The organism is Allobosea sp. 01N443 (genome assembly GCF_056399325.1).
In genome coordinates this window covers 1-21345 of sequence record NZ_JBFTRC010000153.1, presented here as the reverse complement: position 1 = coordinate 21345, position 21345 = coordinate 1, and the positions used below count along the sequence as shown (strand labels likewise).

Genomic DNA, 21345 nt, shown 5'->3' with positions numbered 1-21345 from the left:
GCTGCCAAATGACAGATACCCCAGCTCCAAATGTAGATAGCGCCAAGCTCCGGGCCGCTGTGATCAACGCCTTTGTCGGCGCTCAGAGACCACCGGTCACAGAGATGCTTTGCCCTGAGTGCGAGGTCGTCTCGCCGTCTGGCGGCCCCAGTCAGGAGGTAGTCCTTCTGGATAAATGCTTGATCCGGTTCAAGTGGGAGGAGGTTCGTCTAACCAATTTCTCTACCGACGAAGCTTTCCTATCCGAGGCTGAATTAGCGCGATCTGCCTTCGAGGCGCTTAGCGAGCGAGGCATCGCATATTACGCGCCGGCCGCACTGTTGATCGCATTGGAGACCGGGCAGCCTGCAACCCCTCTGCTCGGCTTCCTGATAGATCAGCTAGACCCCGACTGGGTGGGGGAGGACAAGGTTCTAAATGCGTTCGGGCATTGGAACACGGCTCAGGTTGATGTGCTCCTCGAATTCCTGAGTTGGGCCTTCAACGAATTCGAGGCTGTCACCTACGATGCGCAATACGACGCAGTCATCGACTATTGGCGGACACGCCGGGAAGAGCTCATTCGGGAAACGGCCGAGCAGTGTAGCGCTGACGAAGGCCCGCCTTTGTGCGATGATCTCGATCGGCGGCGAGATGTAACCGGTCGCTTTAAGGCCTGGGTGCCGAAGCACCGCAGAGACTATAATTTCAGTGATTTGGTGCCGTACTACGGCACGGACCTCGTTGGCACCTTAGTCGATGCTTGGCCCACCATATTCGGCCACGAGTGTAAGCAATCCTCGGCGCAGCGGTTCCTTGTCCTCAAGCGCGCACTATTCGTTGTGGCGGCCATGGGCGAAAGCGTCCCGCAAAGCGCGGCCGGTCAAGTCTATCGCCATCTCCGTGACCGTTCGCACGAGCCATTGAGCGCTGCGCTATTTCGTGACGCCCTCGAGTCGCTCATACCGAGGGTGGAGGATCTCTCGGACCAGTCCGTCATCAAGTCAGTAAAGCAGGAAGCGCGCCTCGCTTTTGTTTCCTGTTTGAATGGCGTGCTTCGCAGACTAGCCCGCCATCGGCTACTTCCTTCGATTGAACCGTTGACCCTCCGACTGGCGAGGCCGCGGTTCAAACAGACCGCGCCGTGCCTCGCCGAACTGACCCCCTCCGGGCGTACGAACGTACCAGTGGCGCCGGGTGCCGACGTTTCTCTGGATGCGCATGTAGCGGCGATGCTCGATCTGAACGTCGTGCGCCTCGCTGCTCTGCGTGCCTGCCTGGAGCGCGAGTTCACTGCGGAATATGAAGCATTCAAGCGAGGGAAAGAATGGCTCGCGCGGACCGACCTCCCGGATGCGGATGCAGTCGACAACGCCCTGACGCTGCTGAGGCAGAATAAAATACACGGCGAGCGAGGACGTGTTGGACGCAGTCACGTTGAGTGGTTGGCAATTCGTTTGAAGAAACAGCTCCGGCTTGACAGCGATGATGAGCTTAAAGCGGTCACCGTGCGCCTATTGCACAAACGCCTCGGGGGCACCTGGCGCACCTCGGAGATGCCCAATCCTTATCGCTTGCTCCAATATTACTTTGGCAGCACCGAAATCGTCAGGCACTTGGGCGCTTCGGCCCGTGCCACTACCGCGGCGTTCGGACTGCTCCTCATAGACACCGCATTCAACGTCGCGCCCCTGAGTGACTTGCCGKCCGACCCTTTCGTCAGCAGGGCGCGCCACGGTAAGAGGCGCATAGCCACGATCACTGCGCGCAAGATGCGGGCGAAAGGCAAGCGCGTTGAGGGCACACTCCTCAGCGACGGGTTAATTGACGGGGAGGAATCGGAACTCCCAATCCGCGAAGGCGAAGGTCGTCTCTCTGGCACTGAGATTATTTCTCGCTACCTAGAGATGACTGAGCCGCTGCGCGCGCGGGCGCGCATGCAGGGGCTTCCCAAAGTGGCCGAGAAATTCTGGGTATTGAGCGGCGGTCGCTCCGTGAATGACGGTACGATCACCAATGAACTCGGGACAATTGCTACGAACTGGTGGCCGGAGTTCTTGAAACGCAACGCTGGCGATCCTGTCATCGGTGGGCTGCCGATCGCCCGGCAGAACATCCGAGTGACGGTGTTACAGATCAGGGCCGCGCGAAACGGTTTCGGCCATGCAATCGCGCAGGCCATCGCCGAACACGCGCAAGATTCAACTACTATGAGCTATCTAGGTGCTGGCTGGTTCAGGGCTCAACTGGCAAAGCAGATACGTGCGTTCCAGCACCTGTTTGAAGCCGCATTGGCAAAGGGACTAGAGCACGCCGCCGCGCTGCTCGGTATCGAGGACAAGGAGTTTGCCCGTCGGGTAGCCACAGCGGAAGACTCCGGCCTGGACTTTGGTTGTCCGCTGCATCTCGATGCCGAGACGGCTTCTCCTGCCCCGGGACCGACTTGCAATCCCGCTGAGCCCTGTGATGCATGTCCCATACGCCGCTTTGTTCCGAACGACGAGACCTTTCGTCTTCTTTCCCTCGCCCACCTGGCCCTGAAGCGAGCTGAACCCGTCTTCATTGTTCAGAACCCAGAGCGCTGGTTGACAGTGTGGCTCCGTTGGCGCGCGCTCACGGAGGCCTATGTGCGCAAGATTCTGCGCAGCCCACACAAGCGCCAGTTCGAGAAAGTTGCCAAGGCCGTGGATGCGGAGGTTCAGCGGGGAGATGTGACCCTTCCGATCATTGCCTGAGACGCCCCAAACATCGTCCTCGTAAATCCAAGGCGAGCGATCATGATCACCAGCAACTCGTTAGCGGAAACCGCAGCCCGTCCACTTCGCTTTCCAGATGTCGGTACTATACCGCGCGAGGAGCACGACCGGGTCTTAAGTGCATTAGTTCGGCCTCCCATACTGATTGGCGATGGCAGCCTGCTCGACGATGTGTGGCCACTTCGCCCAGACGGACCCCGCGGTCGTCGCTCCCCGCGTAAAATTGATTTCCGGGTACCGATCGCACCTGGGCCAATCCTACTGACTGATCCGGTGAGCCTCAACGATCTCCTGACCGCAAAACTTTACGTTTATTACAGCATCTCGAATGGGCATGAAGGTTGGACGAATTCATCAGAGGTCCTAAAAGGGAACTGGACCTCCTTGCTTTACGTAATTCGTTGGCGCATTGCGCTGGGCTTGCCACGGATGGAGAACTTGACCCAGCCGTGGTTCGACCTCTTCGTTGAGCAGGTGAAGCAGGGAGGGCGCTGGCTACTACTTCCGCACGAGGAGCGTATCAGGCATTACCTCGCCGAGATACGAGACGGGCGTGACGTACTGCCCATCGTAGGCAGGTGGCGTCGTGTCCTAGCCGTCGACGAGGTCGCGCGTCGGCTCGGTGTTTCCGGGCGCCTCCAAATACCAATCTCGGCGTGGAGCCTGGTTCTTGACTATCTGGCATCGGTCGATCCCGTTGCCTACAGGAACACGATGCGGCTTCGGACAGCAGAGATGTCGGAAGAGCCGGACCAAAGCGGCGGAAATGGTCTTACCGTTCTAATGGTGAAAGGTATTCTTCAACCGTTCGAGCGGTTGTGGATTCTACGCAAGCGCCTAGCCCACGACCCCATCGCCTTTCGGGCTTTCGATCATCAGACGACTTGCCATAGCCTCGCCGAGGCGATCGCCTCGCAGGAATTGGAGCGGACGAAGCTGCCGCCTTCAACTCAGGTATGCTGGCTCTTTGACGCCTCCCTGCGCCTAGTCCTCACGTGCGAACCCCATTTGCGGCAAATGCAGGCGGTCGTCGTTGAGGCATTCCGCCTTTACCCGCGGGACGAGAAGGCGGGGTACACGGCGCGCCGAGCCGCCAGCAAGGGCCGCGACGCCTATTTCCGCCGACACCTTCCGCCATTGCTGCGCGCGCTGACGAAATCCATGGAGGGGAGCCTAACGCAAGACGCTCCACTCTTGCCGATCTATACTTGGCGACAAATGAGAATAGGCCTTCCAAAGGAGGGGATTGACGCTCGTGATCTAATCTTCGTTTTGTTGCCAGCTGCCTGTGCGGTGGTCATCGCAACGCTGACAGCTCGTCGCAAGAACGAGATAGTCGGCCTACGTGACGACTGCTTGATCTACGATGATTATGGCGACCCGTTCCTCACCGTTTGGATTCAGAAGACGCTTCGCAGTCTCGACAGGATCCCGGTGCCGATGTCCGTCGTCCGTGCCGTTGAGGTTCTGCTCCGACTTAGTGCTGATTCACGAGCGGAGCAAAACGAGCCATGGCTGTTCTCCTTTAAAGACCCAGGCCCGGGAACTGGGAACGTCGACTTTAAAATGGGTCAGGCTTTGAAGGCCCTAGCGGCTTTCGTGCGGGTCCCGCCATTACCCGATGGCTCGGAATGGGACTTCAAGCCTCATCAGTTCCGGGTGTTTTTTGGCACGACCTACTTTTGGCGATTTGACTATCCATCCCTCACGGCGCTGTCAGACTTCTATGAGCACTTCAACCCCAAAATGACCCATGTATATGTCACCCGCCAAGTGCAGGGGACTTTTCTTCGGCTCGTCGACGAGAAGGAGGCGGCACGCAGAAATCGGAAGACTCGGGCTAGCGCCGACGGGGACGAGGCTACAAGAGCCATTTTCCTTGCCCACKAGCGTGCCCGCGACTTCACAGCGTGTCGTGATTCCTTCGTACTCGAAATTGCGCGCGGTACCATTACTGGCGAGGAACCTCTGTCCGGCTGGGGCGGCGAGGCCTGGAATCGAGAGTTGGAGGCGCTGATAGAGAAGGCGGCAGCCGACATTCACCTGGTCCCGGCCAGCGGCAGTGTCACTACGTTGGACGCGATGCTGCGCGAATGGGCGAAAGGAAAGCACATCGATCCGCATCCGGCTGGACATGGGTTCTGCAAGTGTGGGTCCGATCGTTCGGACCTCGCGGCCGCTGCCTGCCTTGCCGTAAAACGGGAATGCGCGGGAGAGCACTTCGATACTGCTGTAGTCACGGGCCCGGACTACGCTTATGCGGCGGACGAGACTTGTTTGGGGTGCCCGCACAACATTCAGCGACGTAACGCGAACGAGCGCTACTGGTTGGAGCGGTTGGCCGAGGCGGAGCATGCCTCCCAAAAGGCTGCGACAAAACCGCAGCGTCAAATAGCGGAACGCCGAGCCGAGCGCATCAGGGAACACGTTCGGCGTTGCTTCGGTACGCGGAGGTCTCGCACATGAGAGGCGGGGCCGCTACTGGAGAGCTGAAAAGGCAGCGCTGCGACCCTCGGTCCGAAATGACCCGGGCCAAATTTGCCCGCAAGGTCGAGTTGCTCGAGGCCTGGGTGAGAGCAGGCGGCGCGCCACCCGGTCACGACTGGCCGCCCGGGGCGGTAGGTTTGCGGAAATGGAGCGATGAGACGCTGGGTATCGAGGCGTGGGCTGATCCCCATGTTGCCAAACCGGGAGGTCGCTATGCCGATCTTCGTACGCGCTTCGACGAGGCCATCGAAGCACTCGAAAAGCTTGGATTAGGCGGAAACAAAACCGCCATCCGGACACGCCTTCAAGAGGCGAAGTCGCTCAACAAGACTCTGGCGGCGCAGGTGCTTACAATGCGATGCCAACTACGTAAGCATGAAGCCAAACTAGCGCGGAAAGCTGAACTGCTGCGATTGGCGGCCGAGCGGGAGGCTGCGCTGACGTCTGAGTTGGCCAAGCTGCGGCCGCTCCGGCCCGTTGACAATTAGCCATGACCGCGCCCTCGAAAGGCGGCAAGTTTACGGTCTACCAAACAGGGGCGGATTTCGTCCTCGATGGTAAGCCTGCTCCCTGTCACCCCATGGTGCTTCACCCTCGCGGAGTAATCTTCCTTCCCCTTTCCGATTATCTTCACGAGCGCTCTGTGAACAAAAACATCGCCAACGGTAGTGTCTCGGATGAAGCATACATCCTTTGTTCTTGGCTAAACCACCTTTACGAACAGGGGGTGGGTTGGAATGACGCTGACGATGACCAGATTAAGTGCCACGCGCATGCAATGCTGAAACGTGGTGTAACAGACAGGCGAGTCCAGCGCTGCGCAGACGTGATCTTTCGGTTTTACTGGCTTGCGCAGAACCGTCTGGGGCTTGTCAAAAACCTTCTTGAGGACCCCGCGAGTGGAAAGGTTGGGCCGCAATACCCAATATCAGTCCACCTGGGGAGGCACGGCGTGCCGCAGGGTCGCTTCCAATTCACCACGTTAGAGGAGGGGCCGGGCCGCCCAACGCCTGAAGAGCCCGAGGTCGAGCGGATTCTCGATCAGCTGCTCGCCCGAGAAAATGTTGAACGAGCGACTTGCTTTTGGCTCTCGGCAAGCATGATGCACAGGGCGGGGCTACGCGAGCAAGGCGTTGCGGCCCTGACACTCAGCGCCATTGCAAAGGCATTGAAGGACGAAGGGATCCACGCAAACAAGCGCGCCTATAGTCTGCATGCGATAGCTCGAGAGCCTGACGTGCAAAACAGAATCCTTTCGGAACTCGGGAAACTCGGCCTGCGAGGGCGGCGCAAACTCTTCATCCGGGTCACGGAAAAGCGCCGCCGCACGCGAGATGTCGGTGTGCCTATCGAACTCTTCGAACATCTCTTGTTCTATATCTGGACGGCTCGAGCCGAACTTGTGGCCGGCATGTATGCCAAGCGCCGCAAATACAAGTCCTGCGACGCGCTCTTTCTCTCGCTTAAAACAGGGCGCGGACTTCGAAAGAAGAGTATCGGTAACCTCGTCAATTCAACATTCAAGAAACTAGATATACCTGGATCGGCACATCGGCTGCGGGCGGCTTTCGCGGAGAGTGTGGTGCGCGAATGCTACCTACGTGCTCGCGCAGCTCATGGTGCGGCGTGGGACCGCAATGCCGTCTTGCTCGAAGCGGCAGAGGCGCTTGGTCACAAGAGCACCAGAAGCCTGGTACACTATCTAAATCGCATCATGCGAGAGCTCGAACTGGTCGAGGGCGAGCCTGTCCTGGTGACCTCTCCTTCCGACGTTGAAGATGTGAGGGCAATGGTGAGCTTCATAAACAGCGGCAATATCCATTTTGCAAATGAGATGCGCGCACTGCTGGCGAAGCATGGCCATACATCACAGCGAGCTTCGATAGCCGCCCATTGAACCACTTCACCTGATGCTGAAGACGCAGGCGCGTCGAGCGGTCCCTGAAGCCGCATACGGTATGCGCGTGCAATGCCCCATTTTAGCTTGGTGCGGTCTACGCCGCCGCGGCCGCATACGCGCAGCAATAGGGCAAAATTTCATCCTCCTTTGGCAGATCGGCCGGCGCCAGATTGACCGTGATGCGCTTGGCCGGCAGCGCCAGTCCCGATGCGATCAGCGCGGCACGCACTCGCTCGCGGCTTTCCGCCACCGCCTTGTCCGGCAAGCCGACCAGAAGGAAGGCGACGCCGCCCGCTGTGACCTGGACCTGCACGTCGACGGCGCGCGCCTCGATGCCCTCGAACGCAACCGTCGCGACCCGCGTGACCATCCGCGCCTCCCTGTTCCCTTGGGGGAGGCTAGCGAATGCTCAGCTCACTGGCAAGAACATATCGGGAACTCAGGCCGGCGCCACGCTGGCCCGCCGCGCCCCCACCTGACGCAGCAGGACGGGGGCTGCGATGACGAGCCCCGCCAGGACACTGGCCGGGGTCGCCAGGATCATCGGCAGGGCGGCGATGCCGACGACAACGCGTTCCCACATTGCCAGCGGGGCCAGGAWCCAGCCGGCGAAAGCGGCAGAGAGGAAGGTGATGCTGGCGATGCAGGCCGCGGTCGAGCCGATCAGCTCGGTCCAGGTGAAGCCCGGCGCCATGATCAGCATCGAGGGAGAAAACACGAAGACGAAGGGTACCAGCGGATGCAGACGATGCCGGTGAGCAGCAGCGTGAAGAACAGCGTCGCCGACTTGATGTCGAAGGGCAGGAACGGCACGAGATCGAGCACGCCCTTGGCCCATTGATCGGCGAGCGAGGTCACGATCCAGGAGATCTTGAAGCCGACGCCGGTCAGCGTCACCACGCCGACGATGATGCCGACGGTCGCCGCCGCCGCGCCGACGCCAATGGCGTATTTGGCGCCGAGGATGAAGGCATCGACCATGTCGTTCATGCGCCGGCGCCCCTCGTCCGAGCGCATCAGCACGCCATGCGCCATCACCGCGAAACAGGCCAGCGTGAAGGTCGCGTTGACGCCGGGCACGCGCAGGAACTCGGTTGGCGCGGCAAGGCCGATGGCGAGCGCGAAGGCGAGGGCCGAGGCGGCGCGATACTGCGCGAGGCCAACCAGCATGCAGCCGGTGATGCCCCAGAACGCAGCGAGATAGGGCGTATAGCCGGTGAACAGCACCAGGATCAGCGCAAAGAGGGGCGCGATCGTCGGCCAGTCGCGGGCAAAGACTTCACGGAGATTCGGAATCTCGGCATCGGTCAGGCCGCGCATGCCGGAGCGCTTCGCCTCGAAATGCACCTGCATCAGCACGCCGAAGAAATGCATGAAGGCGGGGATGATCGCGGCGATGACGATCGTCGCGTAGGGCAGGTTCAGGAATTCGACCATCAGGAAAGCGGCGGCGCCCATGATCGGCGGGGTGATCTGCCCCCCGGTCGCGGCCGTCGATTCGACGGCTGCCGCAAAATGGCGCTGGTAGCCGAGCCGGATCATCATCGGGATCGTCAGTGAGCCGACCGTCACGGTATTGGCGACGGAGGAGCCCGAGATCATGCCGAACAGGGCGGAGCCGAAGATCGAGATCTTTGCCGGTCCGCCGGCGARGCGCCCGGCGAGCGCAGCCGCTACGCCGAGGAAGAGCCGGCCGAGCCCGATCCGCGTGGCGAGCACGCCAAACAGCACGAAATGGAAGACATAGGTTGCGACCACGCCAAGCGCGACGCCATAGACGCCCTGGCTGGTCAGATAGAGATGGTTGACGAGGGTCGACCAGGTCGCGCCCGGGTGCAGGAAGATGCCGGGAAACCAGTTGCCGAAGATCGCGTAGACAATGGCGAAGAGCGCGATCATCGGCAGCCCCCAGCCGATCGCGCGCCGCGTCGCCTCGATCATCAGCACGATGGTGATCGTGCCCATGACGACGTCGAGCGTAGAGGGATTGCCGACGCGGAAGACCATGTCCTCGAAGATCCAGGGCACGTAAAGGCTCGAGATCGCCACCGCGACGGCGCAGATCCAATCGTAGAGCGGCACGCCCCCCGGCCGCAGCAGCGTCGAGGCGTGCACCGTCTGGGCATCGCTCTTGCGGGCCGAGAACACCAGGAAGATCAGGCTGAGCACGAAGGCGAGATGGATGCCGCGATGCGTCGTCTCGCGCAGTAGTCCGAAGCCGGCCGTGTAGTAGTGGAAAGCCGAGAGTGCGAGCAGCAATCCGCCGATGATCAGCGAGGTGCCATGCGGCACCTTGCGGAACTGCATTTCCGGATCGAGTTCTTCCTCGAGCTTGGCGAGTTCGGCGGCGGAGGGCTGGGTTGTCATGTCAAAACTCAACGGCAAACCCCTCTCCCGGATGGGGAGAGGGGCAGGGGTGAGGGAAAGCGAGGTCTGAACGGGGAGGATTTGCCGGAGGCCTCTCGCGTGAGGCCTCGCGCCGTCTCCCTTGGCCCCTTTCCCATGCGGGAAAGGGGAGGTCGCGGCGGCTTACTTCAGTAGCCCGGCTTCCTTGTAGAACTTCTCGGCGCCGGGATGCAGCGGCACGCCCTGCAGGCCCGACAGCGCGGTCTCCTTGCGGATCGCCTTGCCCTTGGCATGGCCGGCATCGAGCGCGGCGCGGGCCTTGTCGCTCCACAGGGCCTTGGTCACGGCATAGACGGTGTCGGCAGAAACCTTGGCGGAAGTCACCCAATGCGCGCCGACGGCGACGGTCTTGATCGCGCCGACATCCTTGTACGTGCCGGCCGGGATTTCGTCGGCGGCGAAGAAGGGGAACTCCTTGGAGAGCTTCTCGGCCTGCGGTCCGGAGATCGGCAGGATGTCGATGCCCGAGCCGGTCGAGGCCAGCTCCGAAATCGCGGCAGCGGGGAAGCCGCCGGTGAAGAAGAAGGCGTCGACCGAGCCGTCCTTCATCTTCTCGGCTGCCTGGTTCGGCTTGAGGAATTCGGCCGAGATGTCCTTCTCGGTAATGCCATAGGCGTTGAGGATCGCCTTGGCGTTGAGCAGCGTGCCGGAGCCCGGCTCGTCGAGCGAGACCTTCTTGCCCTTGAGATCGGCGACGCTCTTCACATTCGAGGCCTTGCGGACGACGAGATGGACCGACTCGGGATAGAGGTTGGCGATCGAGCGCAGATCGGCGACCTTCGGCTTGCCCTCGTAGACGCCGGTGCCGGAATAAGCCCAATAGGCGACATCAGCCTGGACGAAGCCGGATTCGGCCGCGCCGCCGACGATCGCGTTGACATTGGCGACCGAGCCGTTGCTGGCGACGGCCGTTGCGACCAGTTGCGGGGGCGCCGAGATCGCATTCGCGATCAGGCCACCGATCGGGTAGTAGGTGCCGGCCGTGCCGCCCGTTCCGATGCGGAAGAAGGCTGGCGCCTGGGCAAAGGCGAGGCCCGCTGCAAACGCAACGCCGCCGAGCACGAGACCTGCGGCCGCAAGTTTCGATCTGAAAGTCATGGTCATGTCACGGAAGCTCCCTATGAACCCGGGAGTGTTCGCAGCTTTTGCCGGCTGATCAAGTGCGCGACTGGCAATGCCGGCGCGTTTTGCACGCAGGGCGCGCAATAGTGTGGCTAATTCGGGGCACAGGGGGGCGGCCCCCGGTGCAGCGCGGCCCGTCTTAGTGTCCGTTTGCGCCGCCGGCCTTGCCCTGCGCATCGCCGGAAATCCGGTCGCTGAGAGCCATCAACAGGCCCGAGCTGACGAAGACGAGATGGATCGCGACATACCACATCAGGTCGCGGTCGCTGGTGCCCTTCACGTTCATGAAGGCCTTCAGCACCTGGATGGCGGAGATGGCGACGATCGAGGAGATCAGCTTCAGCTTCAGCCCGGAGAAATCGATCTTCGACATCCAGTCCGGCCAGTCGCGATGCGCATTGGTATCGATCTTCGAGACGAAATTCTCGTAACCCGAAAAGATCACGATCACGATCAGGGAGCCGGTGAAGGTCAGGTCGACCAGCGCCAGCACGCCGAGGATCACGTCCGCTTCGCTGGCGGTGAAGACATGGCTCAGGACGTGGAACGCCTCCTGCAACGCCTTGATCAGCAGCCCGGCGAGGGCCAGCACGAGCAGGATGTAGAACGGGGCAAGCAGCCAGCGGCTGGCGAAGAGGATGGATTCCAGAATTCGGGTCGCTGCGGAGGGCCGGTGAACGGGCCCGTTCCCGGCTTCCATCTCGCGCTCGCCCATCGTCCTGCCCCTGCGTGATCGTCTCGACGCTTCTTGCCATGATGCGAAGAAGCCCCGCAAGCGAGCCTGCGGGGCCTCCTTATCGGTTTGGGGCTGGGCGTGATCAGGCGTCGACGCCGACGCCGATCTGGCAGGCGACGCCGGTGCCGCCGAGGCCGCAATAGCCTGCCGGATTCTTGGCGAGATATTGCTGGTGGTAGTCCTCGGCGAAATAGAAGGCGGGCGCGTCGAGGATTTCCGTGCTGATCGGTCCGTAGCCGCGCGAGGCGAGGGCGCTCTGGTAATCTGCCTTGCTGCGTTCGGCAGCCAGCTTCTGTGCCTCGTCGAAGACATAGATGCCGGAGCGGTACTGGGTGCCGACATCATTGCCCTGCCGCATGCCCTGCGTCGGGTCGTGATTCTCCCAGAAGGTCTTGAGCAGGGCCTCGTAGGAGAGCCTGGCCGGATCGAAGACCACGAGCACGACTTCGTTATGCCCGGTCAGCCCGCTGCACACCTCCTCATAGCTCGGGTTGGGTGTGATGCCTCCGGCATAGCCGACTGCGGTGACCCAGATGCCGTGCTCGATCTGCCAGAACTTGCGTTCAGCCCCCCAGAAACAACCGAGGCCGAACAGGGCCTTCTGCGTCCCGGCGGGATACGGGCCCTGCAACGGGCGATCGTTCAGGAAATGGCGCTCGGCTGTCGGGATCGGCTCGGACCGGCCGGGCAGGGCCTCGGCCGGGCTGGGCAGGGTCGTCTTCTTGCGCAGGGAGAACATGATCGGCTCCATCCTCCAACAGTTGCTCCCGAGATAAGCATGGCGCCGCCGTTCCGACAGGCGCTCGCCCTGCATGGCCCTTCACCGTCGCGTGACGATACCGACCTGCGGCTCGGGCCTCGCGCCGAGCCAGAGCAGGAGGAAACCGAGCACCAGCGCGACCAGCGCGACGGGCGACCGCATCAGCGAGAGCAGCATCGGGTCCCAGAGCAGCGGATGGAGATTGCGCTCGATGGCTGGCTGCAGCAGCGGATAGCGCGTCGGCAGCAGAATGAGGAGGATTTCGCCGAGCGGCGTGAACTGAAGCGAGGAATTGGCGATCGAACGCGCGCCGTCGATGACCAGCGCCACGAATCCGCTGGCGACAGCAAGATAACCCAGCAAACGGATGAAAAAACGCAGCATCCCGCCCCATTCCCCGCACGCGCCCTTCGCATCCGATGTGCCCATTCGGGCACGGCTTTGCAACCTTGTCCGGCGCTCTCCACGCAAGAATACGAAAAGCGCGTTTCAGGCCTTGAAAGAAGCCGGCTCGGCGGTCATAAGCAGCCCGCCGGACAGGTGGCCGAGTGGTTGAAGGCGCACGCCTGGAAAGTGTGTATACGGGAAACCGTATCGCGGGTTCGAATCCCGCCCTGTCCGCCATTTCAAAACAGAACCGGCCACGTCGAGCGTGGTCGATTTTTGCGCCGGGTCCTGCGGCAAGGGGCCTGAGCAGATCCCCTTTCGATGCCATGATGCGCATCTGGCTTCCCGTAACCTCGACGCGTTGGGGCGGCGCCCCGAGGTGACCGCGGGATAATCGTCGCTGCGGGCTGCATTCGCGCTCTGGCCGCTTTTCGCGAATATGCGAACCAGCGAGGCATGACGACCTTCTGCCCTGAACGTTCCAGCGGGGTCCGCACGCGGTCGGCGCCGGCTCTCGCCTGATCCCGGATCGCCTCGGGGCCGGTGATGTGGCCCTTCAGCGCCGGACCGTCCCGAAAGGGCTCCACCCGCTTCACCGGGGCGGCTCGCTACCGTGAATGACGCCAATATGCCGCAGCGAGACGGCAGCGAGGATGGCGAGGAGTGAAACGCTCACGGCACTGAACATGGCCGCGGTGCTGAACCCTGCTGTGAACGCAGCCTGCGCCTCTTCCATCAGGCCGACAGGCAGCTGCGACGCAACCGAGGATGCCGCCCACAAGCTGTCTCCAACGGCCTCTTGCGCTTGATGACCGAGATGATCAGGCATGCGGTCGAGCATGGCTCGGCGATAGATGGCGGTGGCGAGGCTGCCAAGCACTGCAATGCCGAGCGATACGCCGAGGTCCTGCACCGTCTCGGACATCGCCGATGCCGAGCCTGCCTTGTCGGCGGGGGCCGATCCAACCACGAGGTMCGTACCCAGCGCAGCGATCGTGCCAAGCCCGAGATAGGCCAACGAGAAGCCGGCGACGACAATGGCCACGCCGGACGCGCTGTTATCCAGTTGGGTCAGCATCAGATCAGCATCAGATAGCCCGCAACCGACAACCCCAGCGCTCCGGCCACCACGAAGCCGGGGCGAACGCGCCGGGCAATCAGCGGTGCCGTGACGCCGGCCGCGACCATGGCAAGCGCGGGCGGCCCCATCCAGAGACCCGCGACCAGTGGAGAAAATCCGGCCACGAGCTGCAGATATTGCGTGACCAGCAGCATCGAGCCGCCGACCGCGACGAGGCCAAAGAGGAGCACGATCAACGCCACGCTGAAAGCTCTGTTGGCAAACAGCGACATGTCGAGCAGCGGGTCGGCGAGGCGCTGCTGCCGGCGCACGAACAGCGTGGCGAAGGCAAGTCCCATCGCAATGGCGCCGACCGGATGAAGTCCGAAGCCATCCTTGGCGACCTGCTTGATGCCATAGACCGAAGGCAGCATGGCGGCGAGCGAAAGGCCGACGCTCGCAAGGTCCAGCCTGCCGACATGTGATGCGCGATACTCGGGCAGAAGGACAGGCGCCAGCAAAAGCAGCAGGCCGACAACGGGCACGGCTATGAGAAAGGCTGCACCCCACCAGAAATGCTCCAGCAGTACGCCGCCCACGACCGGTCCAAGCGCCATGCCGAGCGCGAACATGGTCGCCCAAATTCCAAAGCCAAGAGCGCGCTGCCTTGGATCGGCGAACATGTTCGTGATGAGCGCCAGCGTCGACGGCATCAGCGTTGCGGCGGCTACTCCGAGCACTGCCCGGGCCGCGATCAGCATCACGGCACTCGTGGAGAAGGCGGCGAGCGCCGAGGCGACGGCGAAGGCAGCCGCCCCCATCATCAGAAGCTTGCGGCGGCCGATACGATCGCCGAGCGTCCCCATGGTGATCAGGAAACCCGCTATCATGAAGCCGTAGGCATCCATGATCCAGAGCGCTTGCACGCTGCTCGGTTGCAGGTCGGCGGCAAGCGCCGGAAGCGCCAGGTGAAGCAGCGTCAGGTCCAGACCGAGCAGGATTGTCGGCAAGGCCAACAGCGCCAGCCCGAGCCATTCGCGTGCCCCAGCTGTTCCAGGCGGTGAGGCGGTGCCTTCTGTCGTCGTTCTGGAAAGGGGAAGATCGGGTTCGTCCTGAGAAGTCATGCTGCCTCCTTGTCGCGGCGGGACTTTCGAGGCACGGTCATCCTGTTACAATATAAGAAATTATCCTGTTGCTGGAGGTAATGGTCTTGTCCGGTCGTACATTTGCGCGCACGCGAACCGACCTCTCGGGTTTCCTGATGCGTCGCAGAAAGAAGCTCACGCCAGTCGATGCGGGCCTGCCCTCAACCGGCCAGCGTCGCACGCCGGGGCTCCGGCGAGAGGAGCTGGCGGCACTCGCGGGCGTCGGCCTGACCTGGTACACATGGTTTGAGCAGGGTCGAGACATCCAGGTCTCGGAAGGCTTTCTGCTCAAGGTGGCGAAAGCCCTGAAACTGGACGATGCCGAGTGCAGCCATCTGTTCCTGCTGGCGCACAGACGACCTCCGCCACCTGAAGCCTATCAATGGCCATCCGTCAGCCCGCTCATCCAGAATTTGCTGGATGATCTCGTGACGCGACCCGCCTATGTCGCCAACTTGCGTTGGGATGTCGTTGCCTGGAATGCGACCGCGAACGATGTATTCGGCTTCGCAGATCGCGAGCAACGGGACCGCAATGTCATGCGCCTGGTCTTTGCCGATCCGGCGTTCCGCCAACGCCTTCCCCAGTGGCGCGAGGAAGCGCCGAAGCTTCTCGCGCAATTTCGCGGTGATCTGGCCGCGGTTCCAGACGATCCGGCGATGTTGGCGCTGGTTGATGAACTGAAGACGCTGTCCCCGGATTTCCGCCGATGGCTCGAGCAACCGAGCTTGGAGAGCTACGCTCGGGGCATCGGGGCCATCCTGGATTCAGACGGCACCGAGCTCGGCTTCCTGCACGAGATGCTGACTGTAGACGAGTACCGGCACCTCAAGATGGTCGTCTATTTCCGGCGGTAGGAAATGGCTTCGCATCATCGCTTCATCGATCGTCTGCTGGGTACTTGCGGGCAGGTCGAAGAGGTGAGGAGCGAGGGACGATACCGCTCATCTGAGGCGGATCTCGCGTGGCGTGTTTTGCCGGTTAGAACGCAGAAAGCCCGCAGCGTTTATCGCGGCGGGCTTGAGTGTTTTTTGGGATTTTTGGTTGCGGGGGCCAGATTTGAACTGACGACCTTCAGGTTATGAGCCTGACGAGCTACCGGGCTGCTCCACCCCGCGGTAATGGGAACGCGGCGCCGATGTTTTAGCATCGAGCGCCGCGTTTTGCGTTTTGCGATTGTGATGAGGGATATCCTTGACAGGCCCGGCAACGACCTACTCTCCCGGGTCTTGAGACACAGTACCATCAGCGCTGAGAAGTTTAACGGCCGAGTTCGGGATGGGATCGGGTTCTGGCTTCTCGCTCAAGCCACCGGGCCGGCGAAGGATATGGCAAGCATAAGGTCTTTTTGTGTGTTCGCAGTTGTTGGTGTGCGGACATTGATCATGAGAACGATCAAGCCGATCGAGCAATTAGTACCGGTAAGCTGAGCACATTACTGCGCTTACACACCCGGCCTATCAACGTGGTCGTCTTCCACGGCTCTCAAGGGATATCTCGTTTTGAGGTGGGTTTCCCGCTTAGATGCATTCAGCGGTTATCCCGTCCGTACATAGCTACCCTGCACTGCGGCTGGCGCCACAACAGGTCCACCAGAGGTACGTCCACCCCGGTCCTCTCGTACTAAGGGCAGATCCTCTCAAATATCCTACACCCACGGCAGATAGGGACCGAACTGTCTCACGACGTTCTGAACCCAGCTCRCGTACCRCTTTAATSGGCGAACAGCCSAACCCTTGGGACCTTCTCCAGCCCCAGGATGTGATGAGCCGACATCGAGGTGCCAAACGATTCCGTCGATATGGACTCTTGGGAATCATCAGCCTGTTATCCCCGGCGTACCTTTTATCCGTTGAGCGATGGCCCTTCCACGCGGGACCACCGGATCACTATGGCCGTCTTTCGACTCTGCTCGACTTGTCAGTCTCGCAGTCAGGCAGGCTTATGCCATTGCACTCAACGAGCGATTTCCGACCGCTCTGAGCCCACCTTCGCACGCCTCCGTTACTCTTTGGGAGGCGACCGCCCCAGTCAAACTGCCTGCCATGCGCTGTCTCGGACCCGGATGACGGGTCGCGGTTAGACATCCATGACGATAAGGGTGGTATTTCAAGGATGACTCCACCAGAGCTGGCGCCCCGGCTTCAAAGTCTACCACCTATCCTACACATGCCGACACGAATGCCAGCGCAAAGCTACAGTAAAGGTGCACGGGGTCTTTCCGTCTGACCGCAGGAACCCCGCATCTTCACGGGGAATTCAATTTCACTGAGTTGATGCTGGAGACAGCGGGGAAGTCGTTACGCCATTCGTGCRGGTCRGAACTTACCYGACAAGGAATTTCGCTACCTTAGGACCGTTATAGTTACGGCCGCCGTTTACYGGGGCTTCAATTCGGTGCTTGCACACCTCCTTTTAACCTTCCGGCACCGGGCAGGCGTCAGACCCTATACGTCATCTTACGATTTCGCAGAGCCCTGTGTTTTAGTTAAACAGTCGCTACCCCCTGGTCTGTGCCCCTCCCGCCTGGTTGCCCAAACGGAAGGCCTCCTTATCCCGAAGTTACGGAGGTAAATTGCCGAGTTCCTTCAGCATCATTCTCTCAAGCGCCTTGGTATACTCTACCAGTCCACCTGTGTCGGTTTAGGGTACGGTCTAATGTTGGAGCTATTTCCAGGGACCACTTGGAAGCCAGGTCAATCCAATAAGACCTGACAGCGTACGTGATCCGTCACTACCAACTGGCTGAGGAATATTCACCTCATTCCCATCGACTACGCCTTTCGGCCTCGCCTTAGGGGCCGGCTAACCCTGCGGAGATTAACTTTACGCAGGAACCCTTGGACTTTCGGCGACAGTGTCTTTCACACTGTTTGTCGTTACTCATGTCAGCATTCGCACTTCCAATACCTCCAGCAGCCCTCACGGGTCCGCCTTCGTTGGCTTATGGAACGCTCCGCTACCGCGCACTCAAAGAGTGCACCTTAAGCTTCGGCTCGTGGCTTGAGCCCCGATACATTTTCGGCGCAGGAACCCTTGTTTAGACCAGTGAGCTGTTACGCTTTCTTTAAAGGATGGCTGCTTCTAAGCCAACCTCCTGGTTGTTTTGGGATTCCCACATCCTTTCACACTTAGCCACGAATTAGGGGCCTTAGCTGTAAGTCAGGGTTGTTTCCCTCTCCACGACGGACGTTAGCACCCGCCGTGTGTCTCCCGCGCAGTACTTCTCGGTATTCGGAGTTTGGTTAGGATCGGTAATGCGGTAAGCACCCCTTGCCCATCCAGTGCTCTACCCCCGAGAGTATTCACGCGAGGCGCTACCTAAATAGCTTTCGCGGAGAACCAGCTATTTCCGAGTTTGATTGGCCTTTCACCCCTAGCCACAAGTCATCCGAGACTTTTTCAACAGGCACCGGTTCGGTCCTCCAGTAAGTGTTACCTTACCTTCAACCTGCTCATGGCTAGATCACCCGGTTTCGGGTCTAATCCGACGAACTGAACGCCCTGTTCAGACTCGCTTTCGCTGCGCCTACACCTACCGGCTTAAGCTTGCTCGTCAGATTAAGTCGCTGACCCATTATACAAAAGGTACGCGGTCACTCAGGACGAACCTTGAGCTCCCACTGTTTGTAAGCATTCGGTTTCAGGTGCTATTTCACTCCCCTCGTCGGGGTGCTTTTCACCTTTCCCTCACGGTACTTGTTCACTATCGGTCGCTGAGGAGTACTTAGGCTTGGAGGGTGGTCCCCCCACGTTCAGACAGGATTTCACGTGTCCCGCCTTACTCATGTCTCGCTTGGTCTCAGATCCGTACGGGGCTATCACCCATTGATGCGTGGTTTCCCAACCACTTCCGGTAAATTCCAAGCAAGCACTGGCCTGGTCCGCGTTCGCTCGCCACTACTAACGGAGTCTCGTTGATGTCCTTTCCTCCAGGTACTTAGATGTTTCAGTTCCCTGGGTTAGCTTTGAACCCCTATGTATTCAGGGCTCAATACCTTCATCTGACAATTCGTAGTGCAACATCAGCTGGTTAGAACTGACGTCACAATACGAATTGTCGAAGGTGGGTTTCCCCATTCGGAAATCCGCGGATCAAAGCTCATTCGCAGCTCCCCACGGCTTATCGCAGCGTATCACGTCCTTCATCGCCTCTCAGCGCCAAGGCATCCACCGAATGCTCTTAAGGCACTTGATCGTTCTCATGATCGATGTCCGCAATCCAACAGGATGCAAAACATGATCGGAAAGACCATTTTATGCTTGCCGAATAGACCCGAATAAGACGAGCACGGATGGTGTCCGCGTCCCGAATGTCGCTGGGTAGCGACCTCTTCAGATCTATTCCCTCTTCACAATGACAAACAGCGTTACTCATCGCAGCTCAAAGAGCTGCAATCAGCAAAACCTGAATTTCCGGGCGGTATGGTGGAGCCAGACGGGATCGAACCGACGACCTGAAGCTTGCAAAGCTACCGCTCTCCCAACTGAGCTATGGCCCCGTAATCGAACCTGACGGCTTGTCGAGAAAGCTGGTGGGCCTGGGAGGATTTGAACCTCCGACCTCACGCTTATCAAGCGCGCGCTCTAACCAACTGAGCTACAGGCCCAAGGCATGTCTCGCGACAACGTCGCAAGACACGGCCAAAGAACCAAGCTGTTGGCCCAGAATGCGCGATCACATCCGACCCTATGTCGAACAGATCTGAGCGCATTCGCCCGGAAAAGAAAGAGAAACGAAGACGGCGAAGTTCCGCATGTCGAGGCCTGATTTGGCCTCTTTGTTCCAAGCGGATTTGATGATGAAGCAAGCTTCACCGAAAAATCCTACCTTAGAAAGGAGGTGATCCAGCCGCAGGTTCCCCTACGGCTACCTTGTTACGACTTCACCCCAGTCGCTGAGCCTACCGTGGTCGCCTGCCTCCTTGCGGTTAGCGCGACGCCTTCGGGTAAACCCAACTCCCATGGTGTGACGGGCGGTGTGTACAAGGCCCGGGAACGTATTCACCGTGGCATGCTGATCCACGATTACTAGCGATTCCACCTTCATGCACTCGAGTTGCAGAGTGCAATCTGAACTGAGACGGCTTTTTGGGATTAGCTCCAGATCGCTCTTTCGCTGCCCATTGTCACCGCCATTGTAGCACGTGTGTAGCCCAGCCTGTAAGGGCCATGAGGACTTGACGTCATCCCCACCTTCCTCGCGGCTTATCACCGGCAGTCCCCCTAGAGTTCCCAACTGAATGATGGCAACTAGGGGCGAGGGTTGCGCTCGTTGCGGGACTTAACCCAACATCTCACGACACGAGCTGACGACAGCCATGCAGCACCTGTGTTCCGGCCAGCCGAACTGAAGAAAGACATCTCTGTCGATCAAACCGGACATGTCAAAAGCTGGTAAGGTTCTKCGCGTTGCTTCGAATTAAACCACATGCTCCACCGCTTGTGCGGGCCCCCGTCAATTCCTTTGAGTTTTAATCTTGCGACCGTACTCCCCAGGCGGAATGCTTAAAGCGTTAGCTGCGCCACTGAGGTGCATGCACCCCAACGGCTGGCATTCATCGTTTACGGCGTGGACTACCAGGGTATCTAATCCTGTTTGCTCCCCACGCTTTCGCGCCTCAGCGTCAGTATCGGACCAGTTGGCCGCCTTCGCCACTGGTGTTCTTGCGAATATCTACGAATTTCACCTCTACACTCGCAGTTCCACCAACCTCTTCCGAACTCAAGACTCTCAGTATCGAAGGCAATTCCAGGGTTGAGCCCTGGGCTTTCACCCCCGACTTAAGAGTCCGCCTACGCGCCCTTTACGCCCAGTGATTCCGAGCAACGCTAGCCCCCTTCGTATTACCGCGGCTGCTGGCACGAAGTTAGCCGGGGCTTATTCTTCCGGTACAGTCATTATCTTCCCGGACAAAAGAGCTTTACAACCCTAAGGCCTTCATCACTCACGCGGCATGGCTGGATCAGGCTTGCGCCCATTGTCCAATATTCCCCACTGCTGCCTCCCGTAGGAGTTTGGGCCGTGTCTCAGTCCCAATGTGGCTGATCATCCTCTCAGACCAGCTACTGATCGTCGCCTTGGTGAGCCATTACCTCACCAACTAGCTAATCAGACGCGGGCCGATCTATCGGCGATAAATCTTTCCCCCGAAGGGCTTATCCGGTATTAGTCCAAGTTTCCCTGAATTATTCCGAACCGAAAGGTACGTTCCCACGTGTTACTCACCCGTCTGCCACTAGCACCGAAGTGCCCGTTCGACTTGCATGTGTTAAGCCTGCCGCCAGCGTTCGCTCTGAGCCAGGATCAAACTCTCAGATTGGATGAGTTTGTTCCGGCATCGCTGCGTATTGACGGAGTCATTGCTTGATTACCGAAGTAACCAGCGATGGCTCTTGTAAACGCAGCACACCGAAGTCTCGTTTGACTTGCCCGAAAGCAAGTCCGCAAGAACATCGCCGTCCACGTTTCTCTTTCTGTCTTCAGTTTTCAAACAGCGGTGCGTCTAACAAAGACAAGCAGGCCAACCGATCTCTCGGCTACAAGGCCCGAAGCTCTCATGAAGCGCAGTAGAGCGGCCCCGCCAGCGGCGGCGCCGTCTCGATG

Annotated in this window: 12 protein-coding genes, 4 tRNA genes, 3 rRNA genes and 2 pseudogenes; 6 read left to right on the top strand and 15 right to left on the bottom strand. The window is 60.0% G+C overall.

All coding sequences use genetic code 11. The annotated features are described in order from the left end of the window. The first annotated feature begins 179 nt into the window (after window positions 1–179). Genes AC1DRP_RS27240 through AC1DRP_RS27225 form a run of 4 tightly spaced genes read left to right on the top strand, consistent with a single transcriptional unit; the run spans window position 180 to window position 7119 of the window. Window positions 180–2714: a hypothetical protein gene (locus tag AC1DRP_RS27240; protein ID WP_476770085.1), complete on the top strand. Its 2535-nt coding sequence runs from the start codon at window positions 180–182 to the stop codon at window positions 2712–2714. Window positions 2715–2756: 42 nt separating this feature from the next. Then, a complete protein-coding gene (locus AC1DRP_RS27235) occupies window positions 2757–5201 on the top strand; it encodes a hypothetical protein (protein ID WP_476770084.1) in 2445 nt (814 codons plus the stop codon). 56 nt (window positions 5202–5257) lie between these two features. Further along, the gene (locus AC1DRP_RS27230) at window positions 5258–5710 is read left to right on the top strand and encodes a hypothetical protein (RefSeq protein WP_476770083.1); all 453 of its coding nucleotides are present in this window, start codon (window positions 5258–5260) and stop codon (window positions 5708–5710) included. A gap of 2 nt (window positions 5711–5712) precedes the next feature. Beyond that, entirely contained in the window at window positions 5713–7119 is a 1407-nt protein-coding gene (locus AC1DRP_RS27225; protein ID WP_476770082.1) for a hypothetical protein, read from the top strand. 145 nt (window positions 7120–7264) lie between these two features. Here AC1DRP_RS27225 and AC1DRP_RS27220 read toward each other — a convergent pair. The 7 genes and pseudogenes from AC1DRP_RS27220 to AC1DRP_RS27190 all read right to left on the bottom strand — a co-directional run. Beyond that, window positions 7265–7492 (bottom strand): annotated as a pseudogene (locus AC1DRP_RS27220) (magnesium chelatase domain-containing protein); the annotation flags it as partial. A gap of 69 nt (window positions 7493–7561) precedes the next feature. Continuing rightward, window positions 7562–7816 carry a hypothetical protein gene (locus AC1DRP_RS27215; protein WP_476770081.1) on the bottom strand — a complete coding sequence of 85 codons (255 nt, stop codon included), beginning with the start codon at window positions 7814–7816 and terminating at the stop codon, window positions 7562–7564. A 44-nt stretch (window positions 7817–7860) separates the two neighbouring features. Continuing rightward, window positions 7861–9489, bottom strand: a pseudogene (locus AC1DRP_RS27210) (TRAP transporter permease); the annotation flags it as partial. A 162-nt stretch (window positions 9490–9651) separates the two neighbouring features. Beyond that, entirely contained in the window at window positions 9652–10626 is a 975-nt protein-coding gene (locus AC1DRP_RS27205; protein ID WP_441506421.1) for a TAXI family TRAP transporter solute-binding subunit, read from the bottom strand. Window positions 10627–10789: 163 nt separating this feature from the next. Then, a complete protein-coding gene (locus tag AC1DRP_RS27200; protein ID WP_441490419.1) occupies window positions 10790–11365 on the bottom strand; it encodes a TIGR00645 family protein in 576 nt (191 codons plus the stop codon). A gap of 103 nt (window positions 11366–11468) precedes the next feature. Beyond that, a complete protein-coding gene (gene msrA / locus AC1DRP_RS27195; RefSeq protein ID WP_441506293.1) occupies window positions 11469–12125 on the bottom strand; it encodes a peptide-methionine (S)-S-oxide reductase MsrA in 657 nt (218 codons plus the stop codon). An 81-nt stretch (window positions 12126–12206) separates the two neighbouring features. Beyond that, window positions 12207–12530, bottom strand: a complete 324-nt coding sequence (locus tag AC1DRP_RS27190; protein ID WP_441506292.1) for a hypothetical protein — start codon at window positions 12528–12530, stop codon at window positions 12207–12209. Window positions 12531–12680: 150 nt separating this feature from the next. Between AC1DRP_RS27190 and AC1DRP_RS27185 the strand changes: the two genes are divergently transcribed. Next, window positions 12681–12770 (top strand) — tRNA-Ser (locus tag AC1DRP_RS27185). A gap of 355 nt (window positions 12771–13125) precedes the next feature. Here the strand turns inward: AC1DRP_RS27185 and AC1DRP_RS27180 are convergent. Both AC1DRP_RS27180 and AC1DRP_RS27175 read right to left on the bottom strand, forming a co-directional pair. Continuing rightward, window positions 13126–13611, bottom strand: coding sequence for a hypothetical protein (locus AC1DRP_RS27180; protein WP_476770080.1), 486 nt, complete (start codon window positions 13609–13611; stop codon window positions 13126–13128). After that, complete coding sequence (locus tag AC1DRP_RS27175; protein WP_476770079.1) at window positions 13611–14717, bottom strand: MFS transporter; 1107 nt, start codon at window positions 14715–14717, stop codon at window positions 13611–13613. The genes AC1DRP_RS27180 and AC1DRP_RS27175 overlap by 1 nt, the downstream gene beginning before the upstream one ends. A gap of 68 nt (window positions 14718–14785) precedes the next feature. Between AC1DRP_RS27175 and AC1DRP_RS27170 the strand changes: the two genes are divergently transcribed. Next, window positions 14786–15595, top strand: coding sequence for a helix-turn-helix transcriptional regulator (locus AC1DRP_RS27170; RefSeq protein ID WP_441506290.1), 810 nt, complete (start codon window positions 14786–14788; stop codon window positions 15593–15595). 184 nt (window positions 15596–15779) lie between these two features. On the opposite strand, the gene AC1DRP_RS27165 is transcribed toward AC1DRP_RS27170, so the two are convergent. From AC1DRP_RS27165 to AC1DRP_RS27140, 6 genes are all read right to left on the bottom strand, one after another. Then, window positions 15780–15856 (bottom strand) — tRNA-Met (locus AC1DRP_RS27165). An 83-nt stretch (window positions 15857–15939) separates the two neighbouring features. Next, window positions 15940–16054, bottom strand: a 5S ribosomal RNA gene (gene rrf, locus AC1DRP_RS27160). 75 nt (window positions 16055–16129) lie between these two features. Next, window positions 16130–18936: ribosomal RNA gene (locus tag AC1DRP_RS27155) — 23S ribosomal RNA — on the bottom strand. 228 nt (window positions 18937–19164) lie between these two features. Next, window positions 19165–19240: transfer RNA gene (locus tag AC1DRP_RS27150), tRNA-Ala, on the bottom strand. Window positions 19241–19271: 31 nt separating this feature from the next. Then, a tRNA-Ile gene (locus tag AC1DRP_RS27145) sits at window positions 19272–19348 on the bottom strand. Between the two features lie 226 nt (window positions 19349–19574). Continuing rightward, window positions 19575–21061, bottom strand: a 16S ribosomal RNA gene (locus tag AC1DRP_RS27140). The 16S, 23S and 5S rRNA genes sit together here with 3 tRNA genes alongside, the layout of an rRNA operon. Window positions 21062–21345 lie beyond the last annotated feature (284 nt).

Bases quoted from the DNA above. Each gene is read 5' to 3' on its own strand.
- AC1DRP_RS27205 (WP_441506421.1), bottom strand. From the start codon at position 10,626: ATGACTTTCAGATCGAAACTTGCGGCCGCAGGTCTCGTGCTCGGCGGC.
- AC1DRP_RS27190 (WP_441506292.1), bottom strand. From the start codon at position 12,530: ATGCTGCGTTTTTTCATCCGTTTGCTGGGTTATCTTGCTGTCGCCAGC.
- AC1DRP_RS27230 (WP_476770083.1), top strand. From the start codon at position 5,258: ATGACCCGGGCCAAATTTGCCCGCAAGGTCGAGTTGCTCGAGGCCTGG.
- AC1DRP_RS27175 (WP_476770079.1), bottom strand. From the start codon at position 14,717: ATGACTTCTCAGGACGAACCCGATCTTCCCCTTTCCAGAACGACGACA.
- msrA (WP_441506293.1), bottom strand. From the start codon at position 12,125: ATGTTCTCCCTGCGCAAGAAGACGACCCTGCCCAGCCCGGCCGAGGCC.
- AC1DRP_RS27225 (WP_476770082.1), top strand. From the start codon at position 5,713: ATGACCGCGCCCTCGAAAGGCGGCAAGTTTACGGTCTACCAAACAGGG.
- AC1DRP_RS27200 (WP_441490419.1), bottom strand. From the start codon at position 11,365: ATGGGCGAGCGCGAGATGGAAGCCGGGAACGGGCCCGTTCACCGGCCC.